We start from the raw sequence: 25,796 nt of genomic DNA on the forward strand, positions 1-25,796 counted from the left end.
AAATTCGAACGAGACGGAACACCAAAGGTTCCCGGCAGGCTGACACGCGGCTACCCATTCTGGAGCCAAAGTCGAGAAAGATGCCATGAGGACAGGCCCGCCATCCGCCGGGCGCGCTTCCAGGACGGCCGTTCGTGGAAGTAGTGGCAAAAAAAGAGCCTTGTCGAATTCAGTCGTCGGGTGTACCTGGAAAATATCGCGAAAAGCGACTGCTTCCCTTGATCCGCTCAGTGGCGGAGTAAACAGGTGGACGAATTGTCGTCCAGGTGGTCAAGCACACGCCATCCATGCCCTTTCGAGCGTGGACCGGCCAGCGTTCCCCAGAAAAGAACGCCTGACGTCCGTCAGGCCTAATCGCGAGCGATGGCGCCTGGCGGCGCTTGCATGCTCGCGTCCACCGGAGCGTGCCATGAACAGATCCCTTATCGTTATTTTTACCGCCATCGTCCTTGATGCCGTCGGCATCGGCCTCATCTTTCCGATCCTGCCCTCGCTGCTGCAGGACGTCACCCACACTGAAAACGTGGCTCCCTATATCGGCATCATGACTGCCCTCTACGCGGTGATGCAGTTCATCTTCGCACCGGTGCTCGGGTCGCTGAGCGACCGGCTTGGGCGACGCCCGGTGCTTCTGATTTCGCTTGCCGGCGCGGCCATCAATTATCTGTTCCTCGCCTTTGCGCCCAGCCTCTGGATGTTGCTGCTCGGTCGCGCCATTGCCGGGCTGACCAGTGCCAACACCTCGGTGGCGGCAGCTTACATCACCGACATTTCTCCCGAGGATAAGCGCGCCCGCCGCTTCGGCCTGTTCAACGCCATGTTCGGCATCGGTTTCATCGTCGGCCCCATTCTTGGCGGCGCCCTCGGTGATTATTGGCTGCGGCTGCCCTTCATGGCGGCGGCCATGCTCAACGGCTGCAATCTTCTGCTGGCGTTCTTCATCCTGCCGGAATCGCGCACACCCAAACGGGAGAAAATCGACCTCGGAGCACTTAACCCGCTGTCGCCGCTGCGTTGGGTGTTCTCGGTGAAGAGCCTGCTGCCGCTCATCTTCGTCTTTTTCGTCTTCAGCGCCACCGGCGAGGCCTATGGCACCTCCTGGGCCCTCTGGGGGAACGACGCTTTCCGGTGGAACGGCCTTTGGATCGGTCTTTCGCTCGGCACATTCGGCGTCTGCCAGACGCTCGCCCAGGCGTTCCTTCCGGGACCCGCCGTGAAGCTGCTCGGCGAGCGAACTGCCATTCTGACGGGCATTGCCTGCGCCTGCATTGCGCTGACCGTCATGGCCTTCGCGACCGAGAGCTGGATGATCTTCGCGATCATGCCGGTTTTCGCCCTCGGCGGCATCGGCGTGCCGGCACTACAGTCTCTGGCGACCCGGCAGGTCGACGAGAGCCAGCAAGGCCAGTTCCAGGGCGTGCTGGCCTCGGCCGTGAGCCTGGCCTCGATCGTGGGACCGTTGGCTTTTTCCAGCTTCTATTTCGTCGTGCGGGAGCAATGGCCAGGTGCGATCTGGCTATCGGTGGTCGCTGTCTACGCCGCCAGCGTCCCGCTGGTTCTCGGTTTACGTCTCAAGAAACCGGCAACGGCCCTGGTGGCGTAGAGGACTGCTCAAAGACAGTTCGCCAGCCTAGCGAATTCTTCGACCCCGCTCGCATCAGGGCCATTCGCCGATTTCTTGGCTAGCTGACTGATGGGTTTGCCGGTCAGGCGGCACGCTCTAGTACAGCCCGGATCTGGGCTTCGGTGGAGGCGATCGCAGCCTTGGCAGCGTCCGGGCTGACGAGTGTCCCTTCCACGCGGACCACTTCGATATCCGTCAGTCCTATAAAACCGAGAAGATGCACGAGATAGGTGGTCTGGAAGTCCAACGGGGCGTTCCTGCCTTCCGAAAAGACGCCGCCAGTTGCGGTCACGAGATAGACTTTCTTGGCGGGCAACAATCCCATCACACCGGTTGCGTCGTAGCGAAAGGTGACGCCAGGCCAAGTGATATAGTCAAACCAAGCCTTGAGCTGCGTCGGCGGGCCGAAGTTGATCATGCCCGAGCCAACGACAATTACGTCGGCAGCCTGGACCTCATCAACGAGACTTTGAGCGAGATCGACGGCTTCGATCTGTTCGGGTGTACGTGTCTCGGGCGGCGCAACGCGGCCGTCGATATAGGCTGCGGTGATATGCGGGAGCGGTGCCGCCCCAAGATCACGTTCGACAATTGTGCCGGCAGAACGGGCGCTGAGGCTTTCAGCGATGTCACGGGAAAATCGGGTGGAAAGGCTCTGAGGACCGCGTGGGCTGGAGGTAACGAGGAGGATGTTGGTCATTGGTGGCTCCTGGGGGAATGAGTAGTATCAAATTGTGACCAACCCTATTAAGATAACTATTTGACCGTTCGCAAGAAGGCACATTCATGACACTCGGTGACATAGAGTTTCCTACCCCAAGCGAAGACGCCGACTGCCGTCCCGTTCGGGAAATCCTCGATCGCATCGCCGATAAATGGAGTCTTTACATCTTCGTGGCCCTGAAGGATGGGCCGGTCCGCTTCAATGCATTGCGACGGCAGATCGACGGGATCTCGCAGCGGATGCTCACGATTACGCTTCGGCAATTGGAATGCGACGGTTTGATCAGTCGCACCCACTTTCCGACGATCCCACCGCGCGTGGATTACGAACTGACTGCAGTCGGCAGGTCGCTTCTCGCCCCAGTCATGGCCTTGATGACCTGGGCAGATTCAAATCGGGATGTGATCGAGCAGGCGCGCCGGCAATATGACCAAACTAGATGAACCTGAGCGGAGCTGGCGCTTGTCGCTTATCTATCCCTAAAAGACTGCGAATCCGCCACAATGCTGAGGGGCAAAGCCGCTCGTCTACGCCAAGATCGCCAACTGCAGATTCGGGCCGAAAGCGGTCTTGGCCGGAGCTCAGAGACAGTTTGCCAACCGAACGAACTCTTCGACCGACAGCGTTTCCGCCCGCCTCGCCGGATCGATCCCGGCTTTGACAAGCAAGGCCTCGCCGCCGAGCGATTTGACGCTCTGGCGCAGCATCTTCCGGCGCTGGCCGAAGGCGGCGTGGGTGACGCGCTCCAGCTTGGCGACGTCGCAGGGCAAGGGGTTGGCACGCGGCGTCAGATGGACGACCGTGGAGGTGACCTTCGGCGGCGGCGAGAACGCCTGCGGCGGCACGTCGAAGACCATGTGGGCGTCGGTGCGCCAGCCGGCGAGCACGCCGAGGCGGCCGTAGTGGTCGTCATCCTCGTCGGCGACGATCCGCTGGCCGACTTCCTTCTGGAACATCAGCGTCAGGCTTTCCCAGAAGGGCGGCCATCGGTCGGGCGAAGGCAGCAGCCAGTTGATCAGGAGCTGGGTGCCGACATTGTAGGGCAGGTTGGCGATGATCTTTATCGGGCCTTCTGGTGCGAGCGCCGCAAAATCGGTCTTCAGCGCATCGCCCTCGATCACGTCCAGCCTGCCGGGATAATGCTCGCCAATTTCCGCGAGAGCAGGGAGACAGCGGCTGTCCCGTTCGACGGCGATCACCTTTTTCGCGCCGAGCGACAGGATGGCGCGGGTCAGGCCGCCGGGGCCGGGACCGACCTCGAAGACGGTCGCATCCTGTAGCGGCCCGGCGCTGCGGGCGATCTTCTGGGTGAGGTTGAGGTCGAGAAGGAAATTCTGTCCGAGCGCCTTCCTGGCGTCGAGCCCGTGACGCTGGATCACGTCCCGCAGCGGCGGCAAGCCGTCCAGAGTGGCCATCAGCCGGCTTTCGACGTCAGAGCGAGATTGCCGGCAAGCTTGATCGCTTCGACGAGGCTCGTCTCGCGGGCGACACCCTGGCCGGCAATGCCGAACGCCGTGCCGTGATCCGGCGATGTGCGGATGAACGGCAGGCCGAGCGTGACGTTGACGGAGGTGTCGAAGCCGAGCGCCTTGGCGGGGATCAGCGCCTGGTCGTGATACATGCAGATCGCCACATCGTAGCGAGCGCGCGCCTCGTCGTGGAACATCGTATCGGCCGGCAGTGGCCCGAAGACGTGCAGGCCCTCGGCCCGCAGCTTGAAGATCGCCGGATGGATAATGTCCTGGTCCTCGCGGCCGATCGCGCCATCCTCACCCGCATGCGGGTTGAGGCCGGCAACCGCAAGCCGCGGCTTGTCGATGCCGAAACGGGTCTTGAGATCGTGATGGGCGATACGGCAGGTCTCGGCGATCAGGTCCGCATTGAGGGCCGCCGGGACTTGGCTGATCGGGATATGGATGGTGACGGGGATGGCCCTAAGCTTCGGCCCCGCCAGCATCATCACCGGCAGGATCTTCTTGCCCGTGGCGCGCTCGGCAAGGTTGGCGAGAAATTCCGTGTGGCCGGGGAAACCGAAGCCGGCCTGGTAGAGAATGGATTTGGCGATCGGATTGGTGACCGTACCGGCGGCCTTGCCTTCGAGCGAGAGCGAAACGGCGGTCTGGATTGCCTGGATCGTCCCCTTGGCGGTTGCCACATGCGGTTCGCCGGCGGCGATTTCTGCGCCGGCGGCAATTGGCAGCACGGGCAGGGCATCCTGAAAGATCGACATCGCGCTGTCGCTATCCGCCTCCCGAATCGGCACGTCGAGGCCAAGCAGCACGGCGCGGGCCCTGAGCACGGCCGGATCGCCGAGGAAGAGGAAAGGCGGCAGGTCGTATTTCTGACGCGAGGCCCAGGCGACAAGCGTGATATCGGGGCCGATGCCGGCAGGATCGCCCTGGGTCAACGCAAGCGGACGGTCGAGAGGCATTACGGCTCCGGGAATGACTTAAGTGTCGAGGTCAGCGATATTCTTAGCGATACTCGATCTGTGCCTTGCTGCGCAGGTCATCGAGATATTTCTTGTCGTTGGGGTCGGGAGCGCCCTTCTTCTCCTTGCCGAGGTCCTCGGCGCGGAACACGACTTCCGCCGCAAGATCGTCCGATACCTGGCGCTGCTTGCAGATGGCCAGAAACTCGACGCCACGTTCGGTGACGCGGGTGCCCGTCGTGCCGCCATCGGCTGTCTTCTCGATCAGCGGCTTCCAGTCGGCCGGCAGTTCGGGGGCGAGAACGCGGCCGAGGTCGCGGATCGACACGTCCAGCATGGTCGCCGCGAAATCCTTCGACTGCTCGCAGCCCGGGAATTTGGAGCGTGCGGCGTTCGCTTCCTTCTGGCGTTTGGCGAGAATGGCATTGCGCTTGGCCGGGGGCACGACGAAGATTACCTGTTGCAGGAAATATTCGGTGGTGACCGGCTTTTCCTTGTTCTCCATCATGCGCTTGACGAGTTCCTGGCTCGACATACGGCCGCGCGAGCCGCCGTAACGGGCATTGACCAGCCGCGGCCAGCTCATCTGCACGGCGATGTAACTCTTGAAATGCTCGACGCCGACGCCGGCTTTCTCGAGAATCTGGCTCATCTGCGCCACGCTCAGCTTGTTGCCGGCGGCAAACCGCTCGAAGGCCTTGTCGACATCCTCGGTGCTGACCGACATTTTCACGCGGGAGATTTCCTGGCGCTTCAGCGCCTCATCCACCAGTACCTCGCGCGCCGTCTTGGCATCGGCCTTCTGACGCTGAAGGCGCAGGAAGGCGACGCGCTTGGCGACATCGCTGCTGGTGATCGCCGTCCTGTTGACGACGGCTGAGACTTCGCTTGCGGCCTGCGCCTGCTGGACGCCGGGCTGGATGACGACCGAGGCGGCCAAAGCGGCCGCGGCCAGCATCAGCTTGCGCGTTGCGGTCATTGCGAACATGATACCAATCCCTTTTCCCGCCCCGGTGGGTACTTGAACCCGCCCAGCCTCGCCTTTCATACTCTATCCGCGACCGCTTGCACAATTCTTGCGGCGAAACGATGACGCTCCACCGAGCGGACGAACCGCCACGTCAGTTGCGGTAGTCCTGGTCGAATCCAGCGGTGGAGCCGACGCTGATATCGCCAAGTGTGCGGAAACTCAAGCGTGCGCTGACGGTCCAGTCGTTGGCAGCCGTGTCCGACGGCTTGTCCGTGTAGGCGAGCGTAAAGATCGTGCACTCGTCCGCATAGCTGATGCCAATGCCGCGCCGGATCAATTGCTTGTCCACAAGGTCCCAGGTCGCGGTGCCGGCAAGCGCCCAGTTTTCGTTGATCCGGAAGCTCATCGAATGCTTCAGCACGTCCCGCGCGTCATCCGAACCGTATTCCGGCTGAGCGTCGACCTGCGTGTAGACCAGCGTGCCGCTTACCCGCGGCGTCGTATAGCCGAGCGAGGCGTCGGTGCGCTTGATCGCAAATGTCTTTTCGTCGAAGCGGGCGTTTGCCCCGATCGTAAAGCCCCGTGGCAGATCGATGGCTGCCATCGCGACATAATCGGACCGGCGCGTTTCCAGACCGGAATTGGCACCCGCCTGAACCAGGTCCTCGGTGGCGAACGAGTTCTGGCCGGCAATCTGATAGGATTGGCCGACAACGCTGCGCACGCCGATGCCGTTCGCGAACGTACCTGTATAACGAAGGCCGACATTGGCGCGTGTACCGCCTTCGACACGGTCGAAGCCCGAAAACTTGTCACGCTCGAAAAGGCTGGTGGCGTCGAAGACGAAGCTCTGCGCATCCTCGTTCGGCAGCCCGCCTGCCATCTGCTCGTCGGGACGCGCGAAGATCTGCGCAATCGGCTCGAGGATATGGCTGCTGTTTTCGGTGGTCAGCAGGATCGGATAACGCGCCTCGAGACCTGCCGTGAGCATGTAGCGGCCGTTGGCGCCTTCAGACTCCATATCGCCGAAATAGGCACCCGGAGTGCCGGAACCGGTATGGCGGATGCCGTCGCCGCGGGCTGCGAGGATCGGCGTCAGCAGCAGGCCGTCGAGCATATTGAAGGTGCGCTTCCATTCGGCTTCCACGGTCAAGCGGCTGTAGCTGCCTTCAAGGCCGGGGAAACGGCTGGTCGTGCCGTCCGTATACCAGTCGTCTTCGCGACGGGACAGATTGGTGATGTTGGAGGTGACCGAAAGCTCGCCGCCGAAGATCGGTTCCGGTGCGTAGTAGGTGTAGTCGAGCGAGGGGTAAGCGATCGCCTGCTTCTGTTCGGCCGTATTGCTATAGGTGTCGTCCTGAATGTTGAAATAGTAGCCACGCAGGTCGAAGTAGTTTCGCTTCCCCAGCCCGGTCAGGTGGACATCGTTGGTGAATGTGCCGCTACTGACACCAGTCAGTTTGTAGGTCCGCGAGAAGTTGTTGTCGCTCTGGGTCATGACATTCCAGCCGAATGTCCAGCGCGGATTGATCCTGAACTCACCCTTGGAGGCGGCCATGAAGCGGTTGTCCGCGGCACTGTCGCTGGTATTCGGATCGAAGGCTTTCGGATCGTTCTGGTGGATGCCGGCGAAGCGGAACGTGTGCTCACCTGTCTCGAACTTGTTGCGGATCTCGCCCTGGAGCAGCAGCCCCTGATTGGAATAATAAGTTGGGCTGAGCGTCGCATCCATGCTCGGCGAGAACACGTGATAGTAGGGCACGGTCACGCCGAAGCCGAGATTGTCGCTCGCGCTGTACTGCGGGAAGAGAAGGCCCGATTTGCGCTCGACCGTTTCGTCCGGCACCTCGATAGCAAACGGCAGACGACCGATCGGCAGGCCGAACAGTTCGAATTGGGCGTTTTCCAGGCGAATCGTATGGATCTGGCCATTGCGGACGACACGCTGCGCCTTGACCTGCCAGAGCGGAGCTTTGCCGGGCGTCTGGCTGCAGGGAAGGCAGGCGGTGTAGACGGTGTTGTTGAGCACCATCAGGTCGCCCGGCTGGCGCTCGGCGCTCTCGGCGGCAAGGCGGGTATTGTCGGTGGTTTCGACGCGAAGCGCGTTGATAAAACCTTCGCCGAAGCTGTCGGTGACGTCCATCTGCTCGGCGTAGACACGGCTGCCGCCCGGCTCGATCAGTTCGATATTGCCGGTCGCCATGACGCGGCCGCTCTTCTGATCGTACTGAACGCGCTGCGCCACCATCTTGTAGCGATTGTAATAGATCTGCACGCCACCGGTTGCGGTGACCAGCTTGGCATCCTGATTATAAACGAGTTCATTGGCGCGCAGCAGCATCTTGGCGCCGTCCGCTGCCTGAGGCACCAGACCTTGCGCCTGCACAGCCGTTGCGGATACGCCGAATACGCATACAGACACACCTGTCAGCAGGGCGGCGGCGAGCCGTCTTATATGTTTGCGGTCACTTACCGCCACTAGCCATCCTCCTGATGAAGCAGAATTGTTGTCCCCAGCGCCGTCGCAACGATCACTGGAATCCAGACCGCCACGAAGGGAGGAATTGCCCCACTGCTCCCGAATGCCTTCACAAGCACTGTGACGACATAAAGCACGAAGCCAGAAACTATTCCACCCAGAATCACGGAGCGGGACTGGGCGAACCGGCTGAATTTTAATGAAACTGTTGCGGCAATGAGAGTCATTGCCACAAGCAGGATCGGTAGGGAGAGCAGCGAATGGTACTGCGTCTCCAGCGCCTTTGTGGGAATGCCGAACGATTTGCTGACCTCAATTTTTCTGGAAAGATCAAAAAACGCAACAGTATCAGGCTGCGCCAGGCTCTCTTGAATGTATTCCTGCTTCAAGTTGGTGCGAACCTGTGCTGTCTCGCGACGCACCGGAATTTCTCCCGGCCGGTTTTCCAGAACCTCTTTAAGCAGCCAGTAACCATTTTCCAATTTTGCGGTCTTGGCGTCCTGCCGCAGGGCTACGCGGCCCTCCTTGTCGAACTGGAAAACCACCACGTCGACGAGCAGTGTTCCCTTTTCCTGATAGCTCTTGGCGCCGATGATCGTATCGTCGTCGCCGCTGATCTGGCGGATCCAGGGGATGAAGGCGGATGCTCGGGACCGGTTGCTCGCCTCGCGCCAGCTTGCCTCCATGGAGGCTGATTCGCGCTGGCCCCACGCGGCGAGCGGATTGACTACCAGCAAGGTGGCCAGCCCGATCAGAAACGCTCCGATGACGAAGGGCGAGACGAACTGCCAGATCGAAATGCCGGCGGCACGCGTTACCACCAGTTCGTAGCGGCGATTCAGCGCGATCAGCACCGTCATGCCGATGAAGAGGCTCAGCGTCGGGATGATCTGCTGCAGGATGAGCGGCACGCGCATGGCGGTCATCAGCAGCCCGGCCGAAACCGTATAACCGGTAAAGCCCGACATGCGGCGGCTGGTTTCGCTGAAGTCGGCAAGGAAGATGATGGCGCCGGCGCCCAGCAGGAACCACAGCGCAGTGATAATATAGCGGCGGAAGAAATACCGCCCGAGCGTAGTGAAGATCATGCCGCACCTCCACCCGAAGTCCGCGAGGCGGGTATTCGGCGCTGCAGGCTGCTGGCCAGGCGCGACATGAAGCGCGGCGCCGAGAACTGCCGGTTGGTGGCAAGCATGAAGATCGAGATCAGCGAGAAGACGATCGGCACCGCATAGGGAAGCGGAGTGTAGAGCGAATGGCGTTCGACCATGTTGGTGGCCGAGAAACCGAGCCAGCGCACGCCGAACGCAAGGAACAGCGCAAATACCATCGGATGGACCCGGGTCTGCCGGTGCGAGCGGGTGCTGCCGGCGATGACCAGCGAGATCAGCGCGAAGCAGATCGGGAAAAGCCAGTCGGACAAGCGTCTGTGCAGTTCCGACCGATAGGCATTCGGCGACTTCTGATAGAGCGGATCGTTCGGATCCGGGTTCAGGAGAAAGGCCAGGCTGCGGTCGGACGAATATTGCGGCAGCCCGCCTTCCGCCTTCGCCATCGCCGACAGGTCGAAGGCGTAGGAGACGAACTTGATGATCGAGATGCGACCGTCGGCGGCTTTGCGATGGACCTCGCCGTCGCGCATGGTGAGCGAGGTGCCGCTTTCGTCGATCGATCCCTCACGGGCATAATAGATGAGGTCGAAATTCGGGTCGCGATAATCGACGACGAACAGGCCCTTGAGCACGCGGCCGGAATGACGCTCCGAGATCTGCACGTAGAGACCCGGCTCGATGCTGCGGAAGGTCTTCTCCTCGATGACCGAGGAGAGCAGGTCCGCATAGGCCGCAGCGACCATCTGGCGAGCTGCGACGCGCGAAGGCGGCTCGACGAAATTCGTCACCAGGAAGGAGAACATGCTGAGCGCGATCCCGAGCATCAGCACCGGCCGGTAGATGATGTTGCGCGATGCTCCGGCCGCGTCGATGACCGGCAACTCCGAATCGTTGTTCATCGCCGTCAGCGTCTGGGTGATGCCGATGACGAGCGCGAAAGGCAGCACGACGGGGATGATGGTGGGCAGGATGAAGGTGGCAAGAGTCGCGAACGAGCCCATCGACTGGCCGGTATCGGTGACCAGGTTGATGCGTCCCAGCACCTGGATGGTCCAGATGATGGTGAGCACCGGCAGGAGCGTCACCAGGAACATCTGAAAAATCCGGCGCAATATGTAGACTTCGAGAAGCTTCATTCCAGCCTGGATACCCTGCACAACGTCACCCGGGGAATGGTGACAGCTTGTTGCCCCGAGATGACGGTCGCGCCTATCTAAGCGATTGATATCAGCATTGCGACAGGGGTCGCGTCACAAATTTGTTTGCGAATTCCGTTTTCTTGCTCGCTGTGACATTTCGAAACACGCGGCCACCCCCGCATAGACCACCAGCGACGACAGCCAGCCGAGCGTCACGTCGGAAAAGTAGTGGCCCCCGAAGGAAGTCCTCAGCGCCGGCGAGATCAGCGAGATGGCGATCAGCGGCGGGCCGAGCACCGGACGCAGCGGTTTAGGCAGCAAAACGATGAGGCAGGCCAGCCACCCGGCGCCGGCCGCCTCGCCGGAAATGAAGGAACAGTTGCCGACGCAGGCGCCGCCGAAATCGCCGGCCGGCGTGAACACGTCCCTGCCGCCGAAAAAGTCGGTCTCGTAGGGGCGGGGACGGTTGGAGACCTGCTTCAGGATCAGGTTGACCAGCACGTAGGGGCCGATCAGGAAGGAAATCAGGGCAATGGAATAGTTTCGCGTCTTGCGCGGGCTGTAGGTCGTGCCATGGTGCTGCAGGTTGGCGATCAGCCGGTAGAGGATCCAGATTGCGACCAGCGCCGGCAGATAGAAGAGAATGCGCCGGATCAGGACGAACAGGGTCTCTGTACCATAGGGGAACCTGCCGCAGACGCGGCCACGTTCGATAGCCTCGCCGCAGGCGGCTTGTTCGAAGAAGGCGCGCGCCACCGCAAGATCTATCTGTGGCACCAGATAGAAGACTGCTAGCAGCACCCACCAGAGCGCCATCAGCACGATGAACCATCCCCTCGGCGTGGCAAGGAATCGCCGCATGGCGGCCAGCCATTCGGAGACGGTTTGGGAGGGCGAGGTCATGCGAACTTATCCATTGGTCGTCGGGCGGCGCGACCCTAGAGCAAGACGCGCCGGATTTGAACAGGGCCGGCGACCGATAGAAGGGCAGCGGACCGATAGAAGGGAATGCCCGCTCCCGAAATCGGGCTTTTTGACGCGTCGGAGAGCGAACCGGCCTGCGGGCTGCGACGGTAGCGACATCTCGCCCTTGCGCTCGCGGCCGAAACGGCGATGATCGCCGCTTTCTTTCGAAAGCCTCCTGGAGTCGCAATGTCCGTGAAATTCGATATCTCCTTCGCCAAGTCCGCCAAGATCGACGGCGGCCTTGCCATCCAGCTCAAGCTTGCCGGCGAAGGGCCAGCGGCGGGTGCCGCCGATGCCGATCCTGCCGGCATCGCGAGCCGAGCGGCCGAGATCGCGAAGTTTTCCGGCAAGCCGATGTCGACGCTGGATCTCATCGCGCCGCAAGGGTCGCCGGCTGATCGGCTGGTCGTATTGGGTCTCGGCAAGGCCGAGACGCTGACCGCCTACGACTGGCTGAAGGCGGGCGGCGTCGCGGCTTCCACCGTCAAGTCGATGACCAAGGTTGCAATCTTCGCCGACGTGCCGGGCATTGCCGTGGGTGCTGCCGAACTGGCCGGGTTCGCGCTCGGCATGCTGCTGCGCGCCTACAGCTTCGACACCTACAAGACCAAGAAGGGCGAAGACGACGACAAGGCGCCGAAGACCGTCAAAGTGACGATCGTCACCGCCGCGCATGCCGCCGCCAAGAAGGCCTTTGCCGATTCCGAAGCGATCGCCGGCGGCGTGCTTCTTGCCCGCGAGCTGGTCAATCTGCCGCCGAACGTGCTCGGGCCGGTCGAATTTGCCGACAGGACGAAGGAGCTCGAAAAGCTCGGCGTCGAGGTGGAAATCCTTACCGAGAAGGAGATGAAGAAGCTCGGCATGGGCGCGCTGCTCGGCGTGGCGCAGGGTTCGGTCCGCCCGCCGCGGCTCGCCGTCATGCAATGGAAGGGCGGCAAGCCGAAGGATGCGCCGGTCGCCTTCATCGGCAAGGGCGTCGTTTTCGATACCGGCGGCATTTCGATCAAGCCCGGCGCCGGCATGGAGGATATGAAGGGCGATATGGGCGGCGCCGCTGCCGTGATCGGCCTGATGCATACGCTTGGCGCCCGCAAGGCCAAGGTCAACGCGATAGGCATTCTCGGCCTCGTCGAGAACATGCCCGACGGCAACGCCCAGCGGCCGGGCGACATCGTCACCACCATGTCGGGCCAGACGATCGAGATCATCAACACCGATGCGGAAGGTCGGCTGGTGCTTGCCGACGCGCTTCACTATTGCAACGATCGCTTCAAGCCGCGTTTCATGATCAATCTCGCCACCCTGACCGGCGCGATCCTGGTGGCGCTCGGCAATCTGCAGGCGGGCCTGTTCTCCAACGACGACACGCTGGCCGGCCAGTTGACCGGCGTCGGGGAGGTCACCGGCGAGCGCCTGTGGCGCATGCCGCTCGGCAAGGAATACGACAAGCTGATCGATTCGAAATTCGCAGACATGAAGAATACCGGCGGCCGCAACGCCGGGTCGATCACCGCGGCGCAACTGCTGAAGCGCTTCGTCGGTGAAACCCCCTGGGCGCATCTCGATATCGCCGGCACCGCGATGAACTCGCCGTCGAGCGAGATCAACCAGTCCTGGGGATCCGGCTACGGCGTCCGGCTGCTGGACGAACTCGTGCGGGCGCATTACGAGAGCTAATGACTGAAGTCCTGTTCTACCACCTGACCGAATCGAAGCTCGAGGATGCGCTACCGGCGCTTCTCGAAAAGAGCGTCGAGCGCGGCTGGAAGGTGGCGGTGCAGACGAGCGGCGATGTGCGGCGGGATTTTCTCGACGCGCATCTCTGGACATTTCGCGAGGACAGTTTTCTGCCGCATGGCACCGACGCCTCGCCGATGGCCGAGGCGCAGCCGGTGCTTCTGACATCCGCTGCCGAAAACGGCAACGGCGCGACGGTCCGCTTTCTAGTGGATGGTGCCGAGCCGCCGCTGATCGCAGACTACGACCGTATCGTCTTCATGTTCGACGGCTATGATGCCGTCCAGCTCGACAATGCCCGCGCCCAGTGGAAAAAGTTGAAGGGCGAGGGGCATGCGCTGACCTATTGGCAGCAATCGGAAGAGGGGCGCTGGGTCAAGAAGGCCTGACCCGAGGTCCTCGGGCGGATGCCTTTCAGTCGAAGAGCGAAGCCAGCATCATCGATGAGTTGCTGTGGCGCAGCCTGACCACCTTGTAGCCTTCCGCCTGCAACTGCGTCAGCAGCGCCGGCAGCATGGCGGCGGTGCGGGCATGGATGTCGTGCAGCAGGATGATGCCCTTGCCGTTTGCCCTCAGCGAATTCATCGTCCGGGTCGCGACGGCGGCGGGAGAGACGCCGAAATAATCCTTGGAGTCGATCTGCACGTCCAGCACGACCATGCCGTTCGAGGCCACCCATTGGCGCAGGCGCCTGGTATCTGCAAGGTAGGGGAAGCGGAAGAAGCCAGCATCCTCGTGGGTGACGCTGATCACCGCATCGCGCCCCTTTTCGATCTCGGCAATGGCCGCATCGAAGGAAAGGTGCTGCACATCGGCATGGCGATAGGTATGGCTGCCAATCGCGTGCCCGGCATCGACGACCTTGCGGGCGATTTCCGGATGGGCCTTGGCCATCTGCCCGACCATCAGGAAAGTCGCCTTGACGTTGTATTCGTCGAGGATGGAGAGGATCTTCTCCGTCTTCTTCGGCATCGGACCATCGTCGAAAGTCAGAATGACCTCCTTGTTGGCGAGCTTGATGTCGGAAAGCGACGAGACGGTGAGGGTGCGGCCGGAAAGGCTGCCCGGATTGTTGAAACGCCCCCAGGCGACCGGCGTCAGCGCCACCGGCGAATCCGCTTCGGCCTTCCTGACCGGGCTGGTCGAGGAAATCGCCTTGGCGGGCGCAAACGAGGTGGCAAGCGAGCCGCTCTCGGTTTGGCTGCGACCGGCGCAGGAAGAAAGAAGGCACGCGGCGGCAGCGGCGACGCAAAGGACGCGGACAAACATGGGAGCGACTCGGCTAAAAAGTGACTAAGGAGTTGAAGTGAAGTCACATTCGCCGATTATGGTTAACGGCTGGTTATGATGGATCGCCGGTTGGGCTCAATTGGCGAAACGAGCGTCCGTCCCAGATACGCAGGATATCGATCCCATCCGCCTGGATGTGATGGAGAATGATGAAGGGGTGCTCGTGGTGACGAGTGCGCGTGTGTCGGAGACTGCTCCCGGACTTCCTGCTTGCGAAAAGCTGCCCCACACTTTGAAAGCGCAACCCGGAACACCCTCAGCCGCACGCCCTATTTTTGGGTGATTTTATCCCCGACGCGCGGCCGCGAGATTGCCTTGCCGACGAAGCTGTAGTTGCCGGAGCCGGTGATGCCGGAAAACAACGAGGTGAAGGGCGTCGTCATCGCATAATTCACCTGCACGGCGACGAGCTGCACGTTGCTTTCGATCAGGTCGCTGGGGATTTCGAATGGCGGCGGATCCCCGTATGCCTGCGCGTTCGTTTGATAGGCCTTCGACCAGTTGACCTTCGCCTTGCCGGCGGCGTCGAAGTCTATGATGGCCACCTGAATTGCAAGTGCGGTGCTGTCGAAGGGAATGAGAATGGAGGCGGTCCCTTGGAGAAGGGTATTCAGGTCGCTGATGCTCCAGCTCGTTTCCTGGGAAACGATGTCGCTTGCCACTTCCGCGATCTGGTTGATCTTCCGCTTCACCATCAGGCCTTCTCCGAGATCCACGGTGCCGGCAAACAGCAGGGCCATCACGGGCAGAAGCAGGGTGAACTCGATGGCGGACTGGCCTTTGCGGTCGGCGAGCAAGGCCCGCATGCCGCTTTCGCGCCGTTTCGCATGCCTTGGATCGGGATCATGCCTTCGTGCCATCGGGTGATTTCTCAAAAGGGCTCGTTTCTGAAAATCACTGCGGCAGAGAGCACATAGGTGCCATCGGCGAGCGTGTTGACGTTTGCGCCGACGGTGGCCAGCAGGCTGTTCCAGGGAAGGAAGGCCTGGATCATCACGTAATCTCCGGACGCAGCCGGAGAAAAGCTCTCGGTCACGGACAGGACGCCGCCGCTGACGGGCGACGTGAAGCTCATCGACGAAAAATCAGACATAGCCGTGGTCTTGATGAGGAGCTCGTCCTTGCAGCCAAAGGCGAACGCCATGCCATCGCAGACATTGTTCTTGAACGTGGCGAGGTCCCAGTTGTTCGAATGGGCGCTACCGACCCGGACGGAACGGGCGGCCGTATGCAGGGCCGAATCGAGCGCACTGTCGACGAAGAACATGAGCGCCATGTCGAGGATGCAAAACAGGAAGATGAGGAACGGCAAGACCAGCAGCGCAAACTCGACCGCGGCGGCTCCCTGCTCATTCCGTAAGAGGGCTTTGAAACATTGCATCCGCGCCATCTAGTTTGTCAGCCTGACTTTGGAGAGGTATTGCCTGAAGAGCGAGGACAGGCCGTCCGCGATATCCTCGGCCGAACTCGCCTGCAGGAACAGATCGCTGCTTGTTGCGCATTCTTCGAGCGCCTTTGGGATATAGGCGGTCCGGGTATTGCTGCCCTTGCCGGAGGCGATCGTGCCTCCCCAGATCGAGCTGAAGCCGCTGCTGCTCATCGTCTTGCCGAGCGTCGCGTTGTAACCCCAGTCCCAGGTCATCGGCAGGTATTCGGTGTAGAGGACGCCGATCGTGGCGTTGAGGTCCTTCACCGGCTTGCACCACTTGGAATTGATTGGGGTGACGACAGTCTGCAGTGAGCTTTTTGCTGTGGGGAAGCGGATCCCGGAATTGCCTTGCAGCACCCAGTTGCGCTCGGACTGAACGCCGTCCGTCAGAACCAACACGAGTTTCAGCGGGGCATCCTTGGTGGTCCCGTCTCCGGCGGTTCCGATCATCGGCTTGAGGGCCGTCAGGGAAAGGTCGAAATAGGTCGCGTCTTCCGAGCTCGCACTCGTCATGCCGCTGGTTTTGTCGTTCAACTTCGTCCGGGCCGCGGCGGTCGAGAAGGTGGGTGACAACACCTGGGTCGTGGTTTTGCCAAGGGTATAGAGGCCCACCCTGATGCGCTCATGGGCGGCGTCTGCCGTGTCGACGAGGTCCAGCACTTCTCGCGCGGCGTCCACCGAGACATCGGCCCGCAGCTTGATATTCATCGCGACCGAAAGGTCGTAGACATTGCTGTAGGTCTTGCTCTTGTAGGTGAAGGTCGAGCCTTCCGGCGTGTGGCACGCAAAGGCGCAGGCCGCCGAAGACGCCATCAGGCTGGACTGACCGGTGCTCGTTGCCGCCAGCAGCATCGAAGCTGATTTGTCGAGTATGATATAGACATCGAGATAGGCGCGACCCGGACCTTCGACCGACGACGACGCGCCGACGACGACTTCATTTATGCCGGCAATCCTGAGCAGCGTCGTGCTGACCGTCGCGTGGGCCGTCGCAGTGATCCTACGGTTCGATGTGTCGATATCGACGTCTTCGAGCGTGTAGCCGCCGCTTCCGAGATCGGTCTGGGCAGCGAACCATTCCTGGATACGCGTTTTGAGCGCGGCATTGTCCAGCGTTCCCACGCTTTTCACTGCGCCGAGCAAAGCGGAGTCGAGATCGGCCTGCATTTTGGAACGGGCATTATAGGCCTGCACATAATCGAGGCTGGCACCGACGGCGGTGATCAGCGGCACGAGCAGCAATGAGAACATGATGGCAATATTGCCGCGGCGATCCGCGAGCAGGCCAGAAAGAGCGAGAAGCCGCCGCGAACACGACATAAGGTCTGAAGATCATCCCTGTGAGCAATCAAACCATATTATAATGCATTCCTAATTTAAGGATTAATCGCGTTGAAGGGGCCACAGCGTTCAGGCTCTTTCGACCTAATCGGCGTGTTGGCCCGCGCGTTCATCAATACGACAGAAGGCAATATTCACGAGGGGAGCAAGGTCAGCTCGCCATCGCCTCTTCGTATTCCGACGACAGCATCAGCCATTCCTCTTCGGCGGCGGAGAGTTTGGCGGCCGCTTCGCCGCGTTCCTTGGCCTTCTGGGCTGCCTTCGCGGGAGCTTTTTCATAGAGCGCGGGATCCGCAAGCTCTTTATCAAGAACCTTGATCAATTTCTCGAGCTTGGCTGTCACGGCCTCGATTTCATTGATCTTTTTCTTGAGCGGTGCCAGCGAGGCGCGTTTTTCTGCATTCGCCTTGCGCTGGTCCGCCTTCGAGGAAAGATCTTCGGTCAGCTCAATTTTTTCTTCTTTTTTTTTACCGGAGCTGACGATCAGGTTGCGGTATTCCTCCATGTCGCCTTCGAAATTCGACACGGTGCCGTTGTTGACCAGCCACAGGCGGTCGACGGTGGCCTCGATCAGGTGGCGGTCGTGGCTGATCAGGATGACGGCGCCTTCGTAGTCGTTGAGCGCCTCGATCAGCGCCCGGCGGCTGTCGATGTCGAGATGGTTGGTCGGTTCGTCGAGGATCAGCAGGTTCGGCGCATGGAAGGCAGCAAGGCCCATCAGCAGGCGCGCCTTTTCGCCGCCGGACAGGTCTTTGGCGGCCGTTGCCATCTTTTCGGTCGCAAGCCCCATCTGCGCCACGCGAGCGCGAACCTTGGCCTCGGGGGCATCCGGCATCAGCCGGCGCACATGGGCAACGGGCGAATCCGCCGGCACGAGGTCGTCGAGCTGATGCTGGGCGAAGAAGCCGATCTTCAGGTTCGGCGCCAGCCGGATATCGCCGCTCTCCGCCTTGAGGCGGCTGGCGATGAACTTGGCGAAGGTCGACTTGCCGTTGCCGTTCGAACCGAGCAGGGCGATGCGGTCGTCATTGTCGATCCGCAGCGTGATGTTCTTGAGGATCGGCTTGCCCGGTTCATAGCCGACGGCGCCGTTCTGGATCGCCACGATCGGCGAGGCGGGCTGCTTTTCCGGCTCTGGAAAGGTGATCGGCTGCACGTGGTCCTCGATCACCGCGGCGACCGTACCCATACGCTCCAGCGCCTTGACGCGGCTCTGCGCCTGCCGGGCCTTGGTGGCCTTGGCCTTGAAGCGGTCGATGAAGCTCTGCAGGTGCTTGCGGGCGGCCTCGTTCTTGGCCTTCGCCTTGGTCTGCAATTCGTCGGCCTCGGCCTTCTGCCGCTCGAATTGGTCGTAGCCGCCGCGGTAGAAGGTCAGTTTCTTCTGGTCGAGATGCACAATGGCGTTGACCGCGTTGTTGAGGAGGTCGCGGTCATGGCTGATGATGATGACCGTGTGCGGATAACGCCGGATATAGTCCTCTAGCCATAACGTGCCCTCGAGATCGAGATAGTTGGTCGGTTCGTCGAGCAGCAGCAGGTCGGGCTCCGCAAACAGGACTGAGGCGAGTGCCACGCGCATACGCCAGCCGCCCGAAAACGACGAGGCGGGACGCGACTGGGCTTCCTGGGAGAAACCGAGACCGGCGAGAATGCTGGCGGCGCGCGCCTCTGCCGAATGCGCGTCGATGTCGACGAGCCGCATCTGGATGTCGGCGATGCGATGCGGATCGGTGGCGGTTTCCGCTTCAGCCAGAAGTGCGGCGCGCTCCTTGTCGGCGGAAAGCACGATTTCGATCAGCGAATCCTCCGTGCCCGGCGCTTCCTGCGCCACCTGGCCAAGCCGGGCGCTCTTCGGATAGGAGACCGAACCGGTCTCCGAGCCCAGTTCTCCGGTGATGACCTTGAACAGCGTCGATTTGCCGGCGCCGTTGCGGCCGACGAGCCCGGCCTTGGTGCCCGCCGGAAGCGTCACGCTGGCATTGTCGAGAAGGAGACGTCCGGCAACGCGGGCGGAAAGTTCGGTAATCGTGATCATGGCGGGGGTTTTGGCCGAAACCCTGTTTGTTGGCAAGGGCACCGATGGACCGGTATTTCGCTGTCCCGAGGGAAACAGAAGAGAATTGCACGCTCTGGTAGATCGTTGAGGCGGCGCCGCCGCCGGTCGCGATGATGCGACCGAACTTCGATCGGGAGAGCGAATGTCATGAGAGTAACGAGATTGACTTGGTCGATGCTGCTGTCGGCATCCGCGCTGATGATGCCACTCAGCGCCGGGGCGGTGGAGTTTACCTGCTGGAGGCCTGGCGGTGCCCTGTTGGCGAGCGCCGCCGGCGGCTACTGGACTGCGGAACGGATCGCCAACGCGATTCCGTTCGGGGAGACGATTGGCCGGGGCGAGGGTGGTCTCTCCGAACAACGTCGCGGCCTCAAGGATACCGAGGCGGAGCGAGCGCCGATCAATGACGCGCCCTATAAGTTCGGAGGCAAGCTGCTGTTTACGCTCGGCGGCGCGGATTACACGGCCAGCGCTCAGTTTGTCGCGGATGATCGGATCGTCATGAGTGCCGCCCATGCCGCCTGGGGCAACGGCAACCAGGCCACCAATATCCGCTTTTATCAAGGCTATGCGGGCGGTGGCGGAACTCTCTACCAAATCGACCGGGTGGCGGTGCTGTTGCGCTGGACCGAGGTGTCCGGGAACCCACCGAGCATGGCGCGGTCGCAGTTCGACTATTCGGTGATGCGCACCACCGCGGCATCCGCGGTCGGCAAATATGAACTCGGCATTGACGGCGCCCATGTCGATGACAATGTGACGATCACCGGCTACCCCGGGCGGCTTGATGGCGGCGAATACATGTATCGGGAAACGGCCCGCATCACCGTGCAGGCCGGCACCGCCTATGACGCCGGCCCACATCCCATGTATGGCGGCGGCGCAAGCGGCGGGGCGTGGTTCGTGACCGCCAACAACGTCCACAAGGCGGTCAGCGTCGTCTCCAGCGGCGCGCCGGACGGCGTCTACGGGCCGAGTTTCACCCAGGATACCGCCGATCTGATCGCCATCGTCAAGAACGGTTGCCCATGAATAGCAGCATACGGGCCGGCGGTCTCGCCGCATCGGCCTGGCGTCCGCAGAGGCATCCGCGCTGTTCAGGCGGCAGGGTCTGAATGGCGCGAGATGATCTGCAGCGATCTCTTGTTGAAAATGACGATGCGGTGCTGCCGCACGCCGATCAGCCGCTCGCTCTTCCAGGCCTGGAGCTGCGCATTGATGCGTGGCCGGCTGGCATTGATGAGCTGGCCCATGCGGCTCTGGGATATCGATTTTTCGATGAGGATGCCGTCGCTGGTCGACCGTCCGTGCGAGGCGCCGAGATTGAGCAGGAGACGCGCAAGGCGAGTCTCCAGCGGGTAAAGCGCCATCCCTTCCGCGAACATAATGGTGCGGTGGAGTTTCCGGGCGATCGTCCGCATCAGATACGAAGACACCTGCGGGATCGCCGAGAGTTCGTTGAAGGTTTTTCGGTCGATTTCGAGCAGCCGCGTCGTTCCGCAGATCGCTGCGTTCGAGGAATGCCGGTAGTTGAGAGCGAACTCGATCTCGCCGACTGCGTCCCCCGGTTGAAGGTCGGAGAAAATCACCTCATTGCCGTCCTCGGATATAAAATAAAGATAGATGCCTCCGGAGAGTATAATATAAAGTGTATCGCAAGAATCGCCGCTCAGAAACAAGGTCTGTTGATCTTTGTATACATTTATATTTGTCTTTTTTGCAAACGTGGAAATAACGGCGTCATCCGCGGCGCTAAATAATTCCATCTTTCTTATTTCGTCCGAAATCGTCGGATTCTTCATCGTTTTCATCTGCTCGTGACCACCCTGGAGTCGGAAACATGGCTGCCGTGTGTAGGGGCGATATTTAGCAAAAATGCAAATCAGGGTTGTTACCTGTGTGACATATTTTCAGATTTAAATATCCTAGGTTGTGCTTGTGCAAATGATGCTCCGCGGAAGCCGGTGCCGTGAGCACAGATGCCGTCACCGCATGGTGTGGTGGCGGCAACCCAGATGAGGAGATGTATTATGACCATTTATATGGGGCAGAAGGCGATCAAAGCCTTCAGCGCACAGGCAGCGGCGGCGGGCCAGCCCTACAGCCTCACGGTTCTCAACGAAAACGCGAAATGGCAGCAGTTTGCCCTGTTCCAGACGATCCCACAGGTTATCGGGCCGTCGGTCGACCCCCTGTCGCTGGCATGGATGGTCGGCGGCGCCGCCGCCGGTACCCCCGACCAGCCGAGCACGTCTTCCTTCAACTGGACGATCGATTATTCCGTGACGGTTGGCTACATTCAGCAGCAGGGTACGCCCGGCTCGCCGCGTTCCTTTCAGACAGCGAGCTCGGTCGGCGTCATGATCGACAACCAGAATCAGGTGCCGGTGACCTATCAGGGGCCGTTCCCCTATGGCGCTCCCGGTTTTCCGGCGGGGCCGTCCGACGCGACGAAAGGCCTCATCCTCGCCAAGGCCGACGACACCATTCCGACCGTCCTGGTGCAGGCCAGCAAGAACGTCTATCTGAATGTCGGCATCGCCATGGCCACCAAGCCGACGATCGCGGTCCAGCTCGAACCCAGCCTGTTGTACCAGTTCACCCCGAAGCCGAAATATTACATCCTCGCCGGCTCTTTCGTCCAGGGACAGGTGATCGACACCGCCACGTCTTCGGCGGCCTACGAGGTGAGCTTTGCCGGTGTCACGGATGTCTCCGTTCGGTTCACGCAGAAGAACCAGTTCGTGCCGGCATAATTCCGCCGGGCTCGCTGGTGGGACAAGAAGGTCGGCCGTCGGACGCATTGCTATCGGCCGCCGATCTTCGTTCGCAAAACAGAAAGGCCGTGGGAAACCGCGGCCTTTCTGTTTTGGAAACCCTACCCCTCGGAGGATGATCGTTTAGGCGCTCCGCCGTGAAGCGCGACGATCAGGCGCGGATTGGCCTTGGCCGCTTCAAGCGCCGCGCCGGCCTGCAGGCGCAGTTCCTGCGGTGAAAAGGCGTCTGCGGTCAGCGCCGCACCGACCGAAAGACCGATCCCGCTCGTGCCGTCGGAGGCGGCGAAGACGAGATTGTCGGTGATCGAGGCGATCAGCCGTTCGGCGATCGGCTGCACGCTGTCGCGGCCGACGTCGCGGAAGACGAAAGCGAAATCGCCTTTGCCGATGCGCGCCAGGAAATCGTTCTTCTTGATCGCCTTGCGGAAGATCGAGGCGGCCTTCTTGACGATCCGGTTGACGGTGGGATCGCCGTAGGTACGGGCGAAATGCGGCAGGTCGGTGATCGTCACCAGGAACAGCGCGGTATCGCGGCTGTCGGCATCGACGCCGTAGAGGGCCTCCAGCCGTTCGGCAAGCGCCGCATGATTCGGCAGCGAGGTCAGCCGGTCGCGCAGGGTCACCGAGCGGGCAACCGACGTTTCGCGTTCGGCCTTGACGAGACGATCGGCACCGGAGCGAAGAATGGCTTCCAGTTCGGTTTCGGCGACCACGGCATCGGAGAGCGAAACGCTTAAGTATTCGATTTCGGCCAGAATATCCTCAGGTCCCGCGGTGCTGTCCTGGCGCAAGCTGCGGGCGACGGTTTCCAGCACCCGGCTGAAACCCTTTTTCTGGGCAACGCCGCTTGCCATCTTGTCCCGGAGTTCCAGCAGCAGTTTTATTTCCTGATCGCGACCCCTGACGGGCATGAGTGCCACGAAGGCCGGAAGCTGATGACGCAGCCCCATCTCGTCGAGCACCGTCTGCGAAGGACCGGCCGTGAGCGCCAGCACTTCGCGCGAAAGGGCGGGGTCGCCGCCCAGGAGCGCCTCGTGGAAGAGTTCGTAATTGCGCGGCAGGCCGCTCACGTCCAGCTTCGCCATCAGCTGGACGACAGCCTGCAGGCTGCGATCCTGTGCCATTCTGCTCACTTCGCCGGCCATCTCTCGTCTCCACAGGTGTTCTATAGTGCGACAAGGAATGTGGGACCGGTTTTAACATTTGCTGAAAAGGGCCGGATCGTCGGGAGTTACGGTTAAGGGACCGTCGAAACGGTCGATCGAATGCGATCCATGAAATTTCCTGATTGGATTCAAAAGGCAATTTGCTTTCAATATCGCCAGCCGAATGTCTAGATCAGGAGCCTGCCGTGACCCGTATTCTCTATTCGCTCTGCGGCGCCGACGAGAGCCGCCCGTTTTCACCGCATTGCTGGAAAGTCGTGCAGGCGCTTGCTCACAAGGGCCTCGATTTCATCGAGAAGCCGACGCCGTTTACCGAGATACCCAGCCTCGAAGGCGGGTTTTCGAAGACGGTACCGATCCTGAGGGACGGCAACGAACTGATCCGCGACAGTTTCGAGATCGCGCTCTATCTGGAAGAGGCCTACCCGGACCGGCCGACGCTGTTCGGCGGCCCGGCCGGCAAGGCGCTTGCCCGGTTCGTCGAGGGTTTTTCCCAGATGGTGGTGCATACGGCGATCACCAAGATCGCGGTCAAGAATATTCATGACATGCTCGGGGAGACCGACCAGGTCTATTTCCGCGCCAGCCGCGAGGCCCGGCTCGGCAGGACGCTGGAGGAGATGGAAGCGAGCCGCCAGGCCGAGATCGACGGTTTCGCGCCAAAACTGGAGCCGATCCGCCACGCCCTGAAATATCATGACTTCATCGGCGGCGACGGCCCGCTTTTCGTCGACTACATCCTGTTCGGCGCGTTGCAATGGATGCGCATCACCGCCGGCGCCAAGGTGTTTTCCGATGACGACCCCGTCGGCTTGTGGTTCGAGCGCTGCCTCGACCTGCATAATGGCGTCGGGCGCAGTGTGACAGCGGCGTGAAATTGCCCGAACCCCCTTGTTTCCAGCGAAAGGGGCGGGTAAAGACCGCCCACTTTCCCCCTAGTCACGGGGCCACAGGAAACGAAGGATAGAACAATGGCGATTGAACGCACGTTTTCGATGATCAAGCCGGATGCCACCAAGCGTAACCTCACGGGCGCCATCACCAAGGTGTTTGAAGACAATGGCCTGCGCGTCATCGCTTCCAAGCGCGTCTGGATGAGCAAGCGCGAAGCGGAAGGCTTCTACGCTGTTCACAAGGAACGCCCGTTCTTCGGCGAGCTGGTCGAAGGCATGATCTCCGGCCCGACCATCGTCCAGGTTCTGGAAGGCGAAAACGCCATCCTGAAGAACCGCGAGATCATGGGCGCCACCAACCCGGCCAATGCCGACGAAGGCACCATCCGCAAGACCTTCGCGCTGTCGATCGGCGAGAACTCGGTTCACGGTTCCGACGCTCCGGAAACCGCCGCCCAGGAAATCGCCTACTGGTTCTCCGAAACCGAGATTGTCGGCTGATCTAAGCCCGTCTCGACGGACGATTTTGATGAAACCGGGGCTCTGGCCCCGGTTTTTTCGTTCTGGGATATTCGGCTTCCGTCTGTCACGTCACGCCGGGCAGTCGTCGGGTTGGGCGTAGTCGAGTGTCCCATCCGGCTTGAAGACTTCCGGGTTCCGCTCATAACCGGCTCCGAGCACCAGCGGCTTGCTGGGAAGCACCGACTGGTCGACGTCCGAGACGAGTTGGGTCTTCAATTCCTGCAATGTCCGGCCGCCCGCATCCACCAGCCGGATATCCACGGAATAGGGTTTGTCCTTGCGCACGCAGCGGACATTGGGGCTCTGCAGGGTGATCTTGTTCCATGCGGGGAAGATCTTTTCGTTGATGACGATCGGATCGCCGCCGGCGGGGTCGTCGAATTTGGCGATTGCCACGGTTCCGTCCGGGATCGGCCCGGTCTTGTTGAGCGTCACGAGATAGGTGGCGCTGGCGACCCGGTAATTGAACACGAAGATATGCCCGCTCACCTCCACTAGCTTTTCGGTTTCCCGCTGGCATGCGGAAAGGGCAAGGGCTGCAAGGCTGAGAACCATAAACCGGCGCATCATGACGCGGCCTCCTTCTTCCTGCGATGATAATGGCGGCTGGCTTTGACCCGGTTGCCGCACACCGCCATGTCGCACCAGGTACGGCTGCGGTTGCGGCTTCGGTCGAGGAACAGCCAGCCGCAACTGCCGCAGATCTTCATCCGCGAAATCTCTTCGTCGGCAAGCAGCCTGAGCGCCGAATGGGCGGTCGCCGCCTCCAGCGAATTCCTCTCCGCACGGCGAAGGATCGCCGCCGTCGCTTCGAGGAAATCGGCAAGCAATGTCTGCGCGTCGTCGCCGAGAACCCGGGCGCGAAAATAGCGGTCGATCGCTTCGCGTAGCGTGAGAAACGGCGTGTGGTTCTCAGCTCGGACGGGCGCAAGATCGCCGAACAGCGTCCGTTCGGCCGAGAACTTTTCGGCGGCTTCCGGAAAGGCGTGCATCTGCTGCGGTTCCGCAAACCGGTCGATGCTGCGTGTCGGATCGAAGCGCAGGATGACGCTGTTGGCAACATCCAGCGCCAGCGCGCCGCCGGCAAAACGATGCGGGGTCCAGGAAAAGTTCATGCGATATTATAACTGGTAAAATACA

General features: G+C 61.3%; 25 protein-coding genes. 8 read left to right on the plus strand and 17 right to left on the minus strand.

The window, feature by feature from the left end:
• Nucleotides 1–409 precede the first annotated feature (409 nt).
• A complete protein-coding gene (locus tag AC1D3C_RS23840) occupies nucleotides 410–1,603 on the plus strand; it encodes a TCR/Tet family MFS transporter (protein WP_477484602.1) in 1,194 nt (397 codons plus the stop codon).
• A 103-nt stretch (nucleotides 1,604–1,706) separates the two neighbouring features.
• Here AC1D3C_RS23840 and AC1D3C_RS23845 read toward each other — a convergent pair whose 3' ends face one another.
• Nucleotides 1,707–2,324: an FMN-dependent NADH-azoreductase gene (locus tag AC1D3C_RS23845; RefSeq protein WP_477484603.1), complete on the minus strand. Its 618-nt coding sequence runs from the start codon at nucleotides 2,322–2,324 to the stop codon at nucleotides 1,707–1,709.
• A gap of 86 nt (nucleotides 2,325–2,410) precedes the next feature.
• On the opposite strand from AC1D3C_RS23845, the gene AC1D3C_RS23850 reads away from it, so the two are divergent.
• Complete coding sequence (locus AC1D3C_RS23850) at nucleotides 2,411–2,791, plus strand: winged helix-turn-helix transcriptional regulator (protein ID WP_477484604.1); 381 nt, start codon at nucleotides 2,411–2,413, stop codon at nucleotides 2,789–2,791.
• A gap of 138 nt (nucleotides 2,792–2,929) precedes the next feature.
• Here the strand turns inward: AC1D3C_RS23850 and rsmA are convergent, their stop codons facing one another.
• The 7 genes from rsmA to AC1D3C_RS23885 form a co-directional block, all read right to left on the minus strand.
• The gene (gene rsmA / locus AC1D3C_RS23855) at nucleotides 2,930–3,763 is read right to left on the minus strand and encodes a 16S rRNA (adenine(1518)-N(6)/adenine(1519)-N(6))-dimethyltransferase RsmA (RefSeq protein ID WP_477484605.1); all 834 of its coding nucleotides are present in this window, start codon (nucleotides 3,761–3,763) and stop codon (nucleotides 2,930–2,932) included.
• Nucleotides 3,763–4,779 (minus strand): 4-hydroxythreonine-4-phosphate dehydrogenase PdxA, encoded by a 1,017-nt coding sequence (gene pdxA / locus AC1D3C_RS23860; protein WP_477484606.1) that lies wholly within the window; start codon nucleotides 4,777–4,779, stop codon nucleotides 3,763–3,765. The genes rsmA and pdxA overlap by 1 nt, the downstream gene beginning before the upstream one ends.
• A 43-nt stretch (nucleotides 4,780–4,822) precedes the next feature.
• Nucleotides 4,823–5,737, minus strand: coding sequence for a SurA N-terminal domain-containing protein (locus AC1D3C_RS23865; RefSeq protein ID WP_244447512.1), 915 nt, complete (start codon nucleotides 5,735–5,737; stop codon nucleotides 4,823–4,825).
• A 163-nt stretch (nucleotides 5,738–5,900) separates the two neighbouring features.
• Complete coding sequence (locus AC1D3C_RS23870; RefSeq protein WP_477484607.1) at nucleotides 5,901–8,228, minus strand: LPS-assembly protein LptD; 2,328 nt, start codon at nucleotides 8,226–8,228, stop codon at nucleotides 5,901–5,903.
• Nucleotides 8,228–9,316 (minus strand): LPS export ABC transporter permease LptG, encoded by a 1,089-nt coding sequence (gene lptG / locus AC1D3C_RS23875; RefSeq protein WP_247032002.1) that lies wholly within the window; start codon nucleotides 9,314–9,316, stop codon nucleotides 8,228–8,230. The genes AC1D3C_RS23870 and lptG overlap by 1 nt, the downstream gene beginning before the upstream one ends.
• Nucleotides 9,313–10,476, minus strand: coding sequence for an LPS export ABC transporter permease LptF (lptF, locus tag AC1D3C_RS23880; RefSeq protein WP_477484608.1), 1,164 nt, complete (start codon nucleotides 10,474–10,476; stop codon nucleotides 9,313–9,315). Before lptF ends, lptG begins: the two co-directional genes overlap by 4 nt.
• A gap of 114 nt (nucleotides 10,477–10,590) precedes the next feature.
• On the minus strand, nucleotides 10,591–11,382 hold the full coding sequence (locus AC1D3C_RS23885; RefSeq protein WP_477484609.1) for a phosphatase PAP2 family protein: 792 nt from the start codon (nucleotides 11,380–11,382) through the stop codon (nucleotides 10,591–10,593).
• Nucleotides 11,383–11,631: 249 nt separating this feature from the next.
• Between AC1D3C_RS23885 and AC1D3C_RS23890 the strand changes: the two genes are divergently transcribed.
• Nucleotides 11,632–13,122 carry a leucyl aminopeptidase gene (locus AC1D3C_RS23890; protein ID WP_477484610.1) on the plus strand — a complete coding sequence of 497 codons (1,491 nt, stop codon included), beginning with the start codon at nucleotides 11,632–11,634 and terminating at the stop codon, nucleotides 13,120–13,122.
• Complete coding sequence (locus tag AC1D3C_RS23895; protein WP_477484611.1) at nucleotides 13,122–13,571, plus strand: DNA polymerase III subunit chi; 450 nt, start codon at nucleotides 13,122–13,124, stop codon at nucleotides 13,569–13,571. Before AC1D3C_RS23890 ends, AC1D3C_RS23895 begins: the two co-directional genes overlap by 1 nt.
• A gap of 25 nt (nucleotides 13,572–13,596) precedes the next feature.
• On the opposite strand, the gene AC1D3C_RS23900 is transcribed toward AC1D3C_RS23895, so the two are convergent.
• The 5 genes from AC1D3C_RS23900 to AC1D3C_RS23920 all read right to left on the minus strand — a co-directional run bounded on the left by AC1D3C_RS23900 (nucleotide 13,597) and on the right by AC1D3C_RS23920 (nucleotide 19,277).
• On the minus strand, nucleotides 13,597–14,451 hold the full coding sequence (locus AC1D3C_RS23900; RefSeq protein ID WP_477484612.1) for a polysaccharide deacetylase family protein: 855 nt from the start codon (nucleotides 14,449–14,451) through the stop codon (nucleotides 13,597–13,599).
• 290 nt (nucleotides 14,452–14,741) lie between these two features.
• A complete protein-coding gene (locus AC1D3C_RS23905; RefSeq protein ID WP_477484613.1) occupies nucleotides 14,742–15,332 on the minus strand; it encodes a TadE/TadG family type IV pilus assembly protein in 591 nt (196 codons plus the stop codon).
• An 11-nt stretch (nucleotides 15,333–15,343) separates the two neighbouring features.
• Nucleotides 15,344–15,862 carry a TadE/TadG family type IV pilus assembly protein gene (locus tag AC1D3C_RS23910; RefSeq protein ID WP_477484614.1) on the minus strand — a complete coding sequence of 173 codons (519 nt, stop codon included), beginning with the start codon at nucleotides 15,860–15,862 and terminating at the stop codon, nucleotides 15,344–15,346.
• Nucleotides 15,863–17,221: a TadE/TadG family type IV pilus assembly protein gene (locus AC1D3C_RS23915; RefSeq protein WP_477484615.1), complete on the minus strand. Its 1,359-nt coding sequence runs from the start codon at nucleotides 17,219–17,221 to the stop codon at nucleotides 15,863–15,865.
• Between the two features lie 172 nt (nucleotides 17,222–17,393).
• Complete coding sequence (locus AC1D3C_RS23920; RefSeq protein WP_477484616.1) at nucleotides 17,394–19,277, minus strand: ATP-binding cassette domain-containing protein; 1,884 nt, start codon at nucleotides 19,275–19,277, stop codon at nucleotides 17,394–17,396.
• Nucleotides 19,278–19,445: 168 nt separating this feature from the next.
• On the opposite strand from AC1D3C_RS23920, the gene AC1D3C_RS23925 reads away from it, so the two are divergent.
• On the plus strand, nucleotides 19,446–20,330 hold the full coding sequence (locus AC1D3C_RS23925; RefSeq protein ID WP_477484617.1) for a hypothetical protein: 885 nt from the start codon (nucleotides 19,446–19,448) through the stop codon (nucleotides 20,328–20,330).
• 65 nt (nucleotides 20,331–20,395) lie between these two features.
• Here the strand turns inward: AC1D3C_RS23925 and AC1D3C_RS23930 are convergent, their stop codons facing one another.
• Nucleotides 20,396–21,109, minus strand: a complete 714-nt coding sequence (locus tag AC1D3C_RS23930; protein WP_477484618.1) for a Crp/Fnr family transcriptional regulator — start codon at nucleotides 21,107–21,109, stop codon at nucleotides 20,396–20,398.
• A 219-nt stretch (nucleotides 21,110–21,328) separates the two neighbouring features.
• Between AC1D3C_RS23930 and AC1D3C_RS23935 the strand changes: the two genes are divergently transcribed.
• Nucleotides 21,329–22,054: a hypothetical protein gene (locus tag AC1D3C_RS23935; protein WP_247032018.1), complete on the plus strand. Its 726-nt coding sequence runs from the start codon at nucleotides 21,329–21,331 to the stop codon at nucleotides 22,052–22,054.
• A 122-nt stretch (nucleotides 22,055–22,176) separates the two neighbouring features.
• Here the strand turns inward: AC1D3C_RS23935 and AC1D3C_RS23940 are convergent, their stop codons facing one another.
• Nucleotides 22,177–23,220 carry a diguanylate cyclase domain-containing protein gene (locus tag AC1D3C_RS23940; RefSeq protein WP_477484619.1) on the minus strand — a complete coding sequence of 348 codons (1,044 nt, stop codon included), beginning with the start codon at nucleotides 23,218–23,220 and terminating at the stop codon, nucleotides 22,177–22,179.
• A gap of 206 nt (nucleotides 23,221–23,426) precedes the next feature.
• Here AC1D3C_RS23940 and AC1D3C_RS23945 point away from each other — a divergent pair, with 206 nt between their 5' ends.
• Nucleotides 23,427–24,116, plus strand: a complete 690-nt coding sequence (locus AC1D3C_RS23945) for a glutathione S-transferase family protein (protein WP_477484620.1) — start codon at nucleotides 23,427–23,429, stop codon at nucleotides 24,114–24,116.
• Nucleotides 24,117–24,212: 96 nt separating this feature from the next.
• Entirely contained in the window at nucleotides 24,213–24,635 is a 423-nt protein-coding gene (gene ndk, locus AC1D3C_RS23950) for a nucleoside-diphosphate kinase (protein ID WP_038541734.1), read from the plus strand.
• A gap of 90 nt (nucleotides 24,636–24,725) precedes the next feature.
• On the opposite strand, the gene AC1D3C_RS23955 is transcribed toward ndk, so the two are convergent.
• Together AC1D3C_RS23955 and AC1D3C_RS23960 are read right to left on the minus strand one after the other, a co-directional pair.
• Complete coding sequence (locus tag AC1D3C_RS23955; RefSeq protein ID WP_038541736.1) at nucleotides 24,726–25,226, minus strand: hypothetical protein; 501 nt, start codon at nucleotides 25,224–25,226, stop codon at nucleotides 24,726–24,728.
• Nucleotides 25,223–25,771: a CGNR zinc finger domain-containing protein gene (locus AC1D3C_RS23960; protein WP_477484621.1), complete on the minus strand. Its 549-nt coding sequence runs from the start codon at nucleotides 25,769–25,771 to the stop codon at nucleotides 25,223–25,225. The genes AC1D3C_RS23955 and AC1D3C_RS23960 overlap by 4 nt, the downstream gene beginning before the upstream one ends.
• Nucleotides 25,772–25,796: the final 25 nt, after the last annotated feature.

This window comes from Neorhizobium sp. P1_A6, from assembly GCF_056406795.1.

What these genes read in the sequence shown, in the direction of transcription:
- AC1D3C_RS23920 (WP_477484616.1), bottom strand. Translation starts at nt 19,277, where the DNA reads ATGATCACGATTACCGAACTTTCCGCCCGCGTTGCCGGACGTCTCCTT.
- AC1D3C_RS23910 (WP_477484614.1), bottom strand. Translation starts at nt 15,862, where the DNA reads ATGGCGCGGATGCAATGTTTCAAAGCCCTCTTACGGAATGAGCAGGGA.
- AC1D3C_RS23905 (WP_477484613.1), bottom strand. Translation starts at nt 15,332, where the DNA reads ATGGCACGAAGGCATGATCCCGATCCAAGGCATGCGAAACGGCGCGAA.
- AC1D3C_RS23895 (WP_477484611.1), top strand. Translation starts at nt 13,122, where the DNA reads ATGACTGAAGTCCTGTTCTACCACCTGACCGAATCGAAGCTCGAGGAT.
- AC1D3C_RS23930 (WP_477484618.1), bottom strand. Translation starts at nt 21,109, where the DNA reads ATGAAAACGATGAAGAATCCGACGATTTCGGACGAAATAAGAAAGATG.
- AC1D3C_RS23850 (WP_477484604.1), top strand. Translation starts at nt 2,411, where the DNA reads ATGACACTCGGTGACATAGAGTTTCCTACCCCAAGCGAAGACGCCGAC.
- lptF (WP_477484608.1), bottom strand. Translation starts at nt 10,476, where the DNA reads ATGAAGCTTCTCGAAGTCTACATATTGCGCCGGATTTTTCAGATGTTC.
- AC1D3C_RS23890 (WP_477484610.1), top strand. Translation starts at nt 11,632, where the DNA reads ATGTCCGTGAAATTCGATATCTCCTTCGCCAAGTCCGCCAAGATCGAC.
- AC1D3C_RS23940 (WP_477484619.1), bottom strand. Translation starts at nt 23,220, where the DNA reads ATGGCCGGCGAAGTGAGCAGAATGGCACAGGATCGCAGCCTGCAGGCT.
- AC1D3C_RS23925 (WP_477484617.1), top strand. Translation starts at nt 19,446, where the DNA reads ATGAGAGTAACGAGATTGACTTGGTCGATGCTGCTGTCGGCATCCGCG.
- AC1D3C_RS23955 (WP_038541736.1), bottom strand. Translation starts at nt 25,226, where the DNA reads ATGATGCGCCGGTTTATGGTTCTCAGCCTTGCAGCCCTTGCCCTTTCC.
- AC1D3C_RS23840 (WP_477484602.1), top strand. Translation starts at nt 410, where the DNA reads ATGAACAGATCCCTTATCGTTATTTTTACCGCCATCGTCCTTGATGCC.
- AC1D3C_RS23915 (WP_477484615.1), bottom strand. Translation starts at nt 17,221, where the DNA reads ATGTCGTGTTCGCGGCGGCTTCTCGCTCTTTCTGGCCTGCTCGCGGAT.
- AC1D3C_RS23900 (WP_477484612.1), bottom strand. Translation starts at nt 14,451, where the DNA reads ATGTTTGTCCGCGTCCTTTGCGTCGCCGCTGCCGCCGCGTGCCTTCTT.
- lptG (WP_247032002.1), bottom strand. Translation starts at nt 9,316, where the DNA reads ATGATCTTCACTACGCTCGGGCGGTATTTCTTCCGCCGCTATATTATC.
- AC1D3C_RS23865 (WP_244447512.1), bottom strand. Translation starts at nt 5,737, where the DNA reads ATGCTGGCCGCGGCCGCTTTGGCCGCCTCGGTCGTCATCCAGCCCGGC.
- ndk (WP_038541734.1), top strand. Translation starts at nt 24,213, where the DNA reads ATGGCGATTGAACGCACGTTTTCGATGATCAAGCCGGATGCCACCAAG.
- AC1D3C_RS23885 (WP_477484609.1), bottom strand. Translation starts at nt 11,382, where the DNA reads ATGACCTCGCCCTCCCAAACCGTCTCCGAATGGCTGGCCGCCATGCGG.
- AC1D3C_RS23845 (WP_477484603.1), bottom strand. Translation starts at nt 2,324, where the DNA reads ATGACCAACATCCTCCTCGTTACCTCCAGCCCACGCGGTCCTCAGAGC.
- AC1D3C_RS23935 (WP_247032018.1), top strand. Translation starts at nt 21,329, where the DNA reads ATGACCATTTATATGGGGCAGAAGGCGATCAAAGCCTTCAGCGCACAG.
- AC1D3C_RS23960 (WP_477484621.1), bottom strand. Translation starts at nt 25,771, where the DNA reads ATGAACTTTTCCTGGACCCCGCATCGTTTTGCCGGCGGCGCGCTGGCG.
- pdxA (WP_477484606.1), bottom strand. Translation starts at nt 4,779, where the DNA reads ATGCCTCTCGACCGTCCGCTTGCGTTGACCCAGGGCGATCCTGCCGGC.
- rsmA (WP_477484605.1), bottom strand. Translation starts at nt 3,763, where the DNA reads ATGGCCACTCTGGACGGCTTGCCGCCGCTGCGGGACGTGATCCAGCGT.